At 79.7% G+C, this 1,038-nt stretch carries 1 pseudogene; it reads right to left on the bottom strand.

The features are described 5' to 3' along the window. A pseudogene (locus OFY01_RS17180) lies at positions 1–1,038 on the bottom strand (serine protease); the annotation flags it as partial.

The raw sequence follows: 1,038 nt of genomic DNA, 5'->3' as shown, positions 1-1,038 counted from the left end.
GCCCACTCGCCCAGGTCCCGCAGGCGGGCCGCGAGCTCCGCCGGCTCCCGCGAGGCGAAGAGCATCGCCCGCACCACGGGCCCCGCCCGGTGCCGCGGCACCGGCACCGTGCCGGGCCCGCACCGCCGCCGGAACACCAACGCGTCCAACGCCGCGTCGAGGTCCAGATGCATTCCCTGGATCCAGTCCGCGACCTCCTCGTGCGCGAACCGGTATCCGTCGCCCGCCGGGACGAGCACCCCCTCCGTGAGGACCGCCGACGCCCACCCGGCGACTTTGGCCCGCGCCCCCCACGGGAACAGTTGCTCGAACGCCCGCCGGTCCAACTCCCCCTGGCCGGGCCCCAGACTCCGCCGTGCCGCCTCGTGCAGTTGCCCGGCCACGCGCGCCGCGAGCCGCCGCACCCCGCTCCCCCGCAGCCCGGCGGGGGCCGCGAGCCGCACCGCCACCCGCAGGGCCATGAGGTCGAGCCAGGCGCCGAAGATCTCGTCCCGGTCGGGGCACCCCTCCACGCCCTCCGGCAGCGCCGCCCGCACCTCGCGCAGCAGCCGCAGCGCCAGCGGATGCCCGGCGTCCCGCGCCGCGAGCGCGCCCTCCGCGATGCCGTGCCGCTCGCGGGCCAGCCGCGCCCGCCGCCCGGTCAGGTCCGCGATCCGTACGCACGCGGGCACCGCACCGGGCCGCCCGCGCGGCGCCCCGTCGCCGAACAGCGCCCCCGCCCGGTCCCAGTGCTCGGCGCGGCACGCGACGACGAGCCGCACCCGCTGCGCCGCCAGCCACTCCTCGGTCCCCCGCGACCAGGCAGCGAGGCGGTGGGCGAGCACGGGCGGCATCTCCTCGGGTCCGTCGAGCAGGAGCACCAGGGGCCGTCCCGCCTCCCGCGCGACCTTCGCGATCCGCTCGGGCGAGATGTCGCCCAGGTCGCCGGGGCCGTGCTCCCGGGAGGCCGCCACGATCCGCCCGGCCCGCTCCAGGGTCCGCCGCGCCGCGTCCGCGACGCCCTCGTCGGCCCCGCACAGGTCGGCGCCGCGCAGCCAC

Origin of the sequence: Streptomyces beihaiensis (genome assembly GCF_026274175.1) — a bacterium.
Taxonomy (GTDB): Bacteria; Actinomycetota; Actinomycetes; order Streptomycetales; family Streptomycetaceae; genus Streptomyces; species Streptomyces beihaiensis.
This window is presented reverse-complemented; position numbering and strand designations above follow the sequence as displayed.